The organism is Marinobacter sp. G11 (genome assembly GCF_021282325.1).
GTDB lineage: Bacteria > Pseudomonadota > Gammaproteobacteria > Pseudomonadales > Oleiphilaceae > Marinobacter > Marinobacter vinifirmus.
This window is the reverse complement of record NZ_JAJSPB010000068.1, coordinates 1-4,060: the sequence shown is the minus strand read 5'-3', so window position 1 is coordinate 4,060 and position 4,060 is coordinate 1. Positions and strand designations below refer to the sequence as shown.

The 4,060-nt window shown below is 51.2% G+C and carries 4 protein-coding genes; 1 reads left to right on the top strand and 3 read right to left on the bottom strand.

Translation table 11 applies throughout. The features are described from left to right. The first annotated feature begins 298 nt into the window (after positions 1-298). Entirely contained in the window at positions 299-796 is a 498-nt protein-coding gene (locus tag LWH94_RS18825; protein WP_232903266.1) for an ATP-binding protein, read from the top strand. Positions 797-826: 30 nt separating this feature from the next. Here the strand turns inward: LWH94_RS18825 and LWH94_RS18820 are convergent, their stop codons facing one another. From LWH94_RS18820 to LWH94_RS18810, 3 genes are all read right to left on the bottom strand, one after another. Then, positions 827-2,365 carry a hypothetical protein gene (locus LWH94_RS18820; RefSeq protein ID WP_058341920.1) on the bottom strand — a complete coding sequence of 513 codons (1,539 nt, stop codon included), beginning with the start codon at positions 2,363-2,365 and terminating at the stop codon, positions 827-829. Between the two features lie 73 nt (positions 2,366-2,438). Continuing rightward, the gene (locus tag LWH94_RS18815) at positions 2,439-3,881 is read right to left on the bottom strand and encodes a hypothetical protein (RefSeq protein WP_232903265.1); all 1,443 of its coding nucleotides are present in this window, start codon (positions 3,879-3,881) and stop codon (positions 2,439-2,441) included. A 75-nt stretch (positions 3,882-3,956) separates the two neighbouring features. Next, positions 3,957-4,060 (bottom strand): ATP-binding protein (locus LWH94_RS18810; RefSeq protein ID WP_232903267.1); only part of this gene is annotated, 104 nt, incomplete at its 5' end.

Here is a 4,060-nt window from a genome sequence, read left to right as displayed (position 1 = left end):
AATGGACGATGCCGATCCGTGATTGGAAGCCGGCACTGAATCGCTTTATTATCGAATTCGGTGACCGCCTGGACGGTCACCTGTAATGGGGTGGGCAGTTACACAGATTTATTTACAGGCTCAAAAGAGATGTTGGTGGCTATCTGATGGACTACTACAACCGGCAGCGGCCTCACGCGTTTAACGGCGGCATTTCGCCTGTTGCAGCTGAGGAAAATCTTAAAATACTGTCCGGGATTAGTTGACCACTACAATTCCCACCACAATCGCGAGTCAAATTAAGTCTCAACTGTCTGAAATGCACGAGCTGATCGACACTCAAATGAGAAAAACCGAAATGTCCGGTCAGTACATTGGAAAGGCGACACCGATCATTGAGAGAACTCTGGCACTGGTGGACGTAGTCAGTCGAATCTATCCTTACAAACAGATCCATCTTCAAGAAACATTACCCAGAGAGCTTGTCTGGCCAATTGATGAGCGTGATTTTAATGAGATCTTGGGTAATGTGCTTGATAACGCAAGCAAATGGTGCTCTCAGGAAGTTCATCTACACTTGAAACTTCACGATGACACTTTGACCATTCTTGTTGAAGATGACGGCCCCGGAGTAGCGTCACACCAACTCGCCGATCTTACCAAGCGCCAGAAAAGACTGGACGAAAAAACCCCTGGCTATGGCCTTGGCCTATCAATCGTTGAGGAAATCATCAATGACTACGGTGGTGCCATGCATTTTTCTATATCACCCAAAGGTGGTCTTCGGGTTCTAATCGAGCTTCCCAGAAGCATTTGACGACTACAAGGGCAACTTATCCAGCTTTAGTCAGCGACCAGTAGGCATAGCAGCCCGATACACCAACGTCTCAACGTCAAAACTGTCACTTTGAACTGAGTTTTCATCCGGCGACATAAAGAATAACTCTGTATTGCCTGATACGGGGGACACCGGAACCGACGTTAGAAGACTTGTTGACTGCGTTTTGGGAGATTTCCCGGATCTCAGCGTCAACCAATCAACTCGAGTATCATAAACACCTATCATATCTTCGGCTGCACTGGATTCCTGTGGAATCCCGATATTAACTGCGTCCCCACCGGAGCGTACGAGCAGGTTCGGCAAAAATAGTGTTTGCCTCGGACTAAACACCAACTCAGGCGACACGTCGTAAGTCATACTCGTGCCTGCCACCCGGCTTCCAATCTCATAGTCCAGATGTGGGCCCTCGGTGCCAGCAGGGAAAAATGAAACCTTCCCTTGGGAGACGGTCACCATATTCAAAGGTCTCGGTTCGTTCTGAACAACGGCACCGATTACCCGGAACACTGGCGTGTACTGGCTTAATTCTTCATGAACGGCCTTCTCAAGATCAGGCCCGTTCGGTGAGATTGATATTTTATAGATCTCTGAACCAAACCCCTGCTCTGAGTAGAAAGACTGCCCGAGAATAGTTTCCCGGCGACCGTCAGCGTCCAAATCCTGCAATCCCAAGATTAAGGGAATGAAACCGATGGTTTCAGCCTTCCCCTCGGCCAACTGGATCAAAGAACTTGAAACACTACGGCCATTCCACTGATTCAAAATGAGGTAATATGAGTTCTCTGAAACGTACCAGTCCATTCGGATGACTTTCTCCCGACGGGGCACCTCAATGGACGCCAGGCTCTGAACAGCCCCGCTGGAATCAACAAGGAAAAAGCTGAGTTTGTTTCCATGCTCCGCCGCAAAATAGTAATCGCTGCCAGAACGAAACGCGGACAACGACTTTGCATTGATTGGCAGCTTCGCATATGGAGACGATGAAGCCTCCCCCTCAACTGAACCTACCCGATGTGCTTCAGCATCGGTCTGTACGATGCCGACCAACCAGGTGTTATTGTAGGTCGCAACGGCTTGACCTCTCCCGGTAACTTGAAAGCGCACCAATGGCACATCGTTTGACGCCTCTGGCTCGTCCCGCCACAAAAGATCAGGAAATCGGGCTTTCAACGCCGGCGTTACCGGCGTGGGATCGCCGACTCTGTCAGTAAACACCGCCGGAATACCGTAGAAGCGTTTCGATACAGCGCCAACGGAGGGCATCGTTCCAAACAGCACTTTCCCTACTGCTTGATCCTTTCCGATACTCTCGATACCGATGACTGCAAGGTTTTTCTCCGGGATGCCTGCATGATCAGGCTCCCGCAACACAACAAACAAATCACCTACCTCAACAGTGGCATCGTCGACTGTGAGGGAAAGCACTTTTTGATCACGATCTACCTGAATGACCTTTGCCTTTGCTGGATGCTCACGCTCAACCGCCTGTACCGCACCAGCTAGTAGTAGCATCAGGAACACAAATACTGCAGAACGAGTCATCATAGGAAAAAGTCACTTAATGCGGATTCATTTCGTATAACAAAAGCGGGGTGGCGCTCCCACCACCCCGTTCTTGTTAGAACTTGTACCTTACCCGACCGGCAACATGAACAATGTCCTGATCGCTTTTGCCGTCCTGTAAGGCAGTTTCCTCCAGCGCATCCATGGCATCGCCTGATGCCAGGTATGCAGCTTCTGCCGACAGCTCAAGCGAAGGGTATGGGAAGTACGAGACCTTGGAGCCAAATTCCAGTCCGAGATCTTTTGAGGACGATCCATCGGCAAGTGCAATGTCCTCAGCCAAGCGGTTGTAGACAATCATTCCGCTGACCGTAATATTGGCCGCTACTTTATGATCGAGCTGTAGCTTGTTCATGAAATACCCTTTGTCGAGGATATAGGGCGTTTCGGCGAAGTAGTCATCGCTCGTCATGTTTTCCTGAAAAATCATACTGTCGCTGAAGTCGACATCCGTGGCGATGAAGGCGTCGAAGTCCCCGTCTTGCTCATTGCCATCGCCCGATGCGTAGAGCACGGTGTACGTCAGTTGGTTTGGTCCAAATTGCAGCCCGAGCTCGCCGCGTCCCAGAACGGTCGAAAGGTCATAGTTCGTATTGGGATTCGTAGCACCATTCAATGGGACGAAATTTACACCTTCTATTGTTCCGCTTTGGCCAATCACCGTACCCTTCACGAACATGCGGCCTAGCGACGTCTCTTGACCATAATCCATCTCCACCCCAAAGCTGGAAACGGAATATTTGGAGTTATCAGCGATACTCTTCAGTTCATACTCCCTGCTATTTACCGTACCTACTCCCTCAGCAATTTGATCATTCATCTGATAGAGATAGAATAGGCCCGCGCTCAGGTTCGGTGAGTAACGCTTGTTCAGGTTGATCGCGAAGTTGTCCGCGCCATCCCAGCCTTCGTCCTGTTCTGAGTCGACGCCGCTCTCATTGGAAGAGTCACCTCGCCCCCATAACAACTGATAGTCAAATCCAGAGCCCAGTGAGCCTTTCCAAACAGCGGCTGTGGCGGTTTCAGTCCAGACATGTCGGTTCACTGACACTGGCTGCAAGCCCAGCGAGACGCGCTGGTCTAGCGTGTTGGGCACCAAGAAATCCACATAAGCCCACCGTGTTTCGATGTTCACACCATCACCGGAATAGTCGCCACCCGACCCCTCACCGTAGCGGATGCCACCAATCTCCGTCGCGAATACACCGGTAACTTTCTTGTCGTCGGAAGTTGCCTTCGCCCAGAAGCGATATTTGACCTCGCCGAAGCTCTCGGTCGGCTCGTCATCTTTCAGCGTACCGCCACCTGAGTTACCACCAGCAAACCAGTCTCTTTGATTGGTGTAGGCCTGAAAGCGGTTATCCATATCACCGTGGAATTCAACCTCCGCTGCCGTCGCGGCCCAACTTCCCGACAGTGTTGTCATCCCTGCAATCGCAGTGGCCAGAATGTTGCGTTTCAACGTATTCTGCGTAAACCGCTGAAGGTTGCCACCCATTCCACGTGAAGCCTGCCACCCGGACCGGGGCAAGGCTGCCACCCATCGGAGTGTAGCGACGCGGGGTTTCTCTTCTTACTCCGAAGTCTCAGTGCCCGTCAACTTTGCCTGCTGTTTTCGCATGGATTCGCCCCGCAGATTGATCTTGTAGGCGTTGTGTACGAGCCGGTCCAGGATGG

Excerpts from the sequence above, each read along its gene's own strand:
- LWH94_RS18825 (WP_232903266.1), top strand. The coding sequence starts at position 299 with ATGCACGAGCTGATCGACACTCAAATGAGAAAAACCGAAATGTCCGGT.
- LWH94_RS18820 (WP_058341920.1), bottom strand. The coding sequence starts at position 2,365 with ATGATGACTCGTTCTGCAGTATTTGTGTTCCTGATGCTACTACTAGCT.
- LWH94_RS18815 (WP_232903265.1), bottom strand. The coding sequence starts at position 3,881 with ATGGGTGGCAACCTTCAGCGGTTTACGCAGAATACGTTGAAACGCAAC.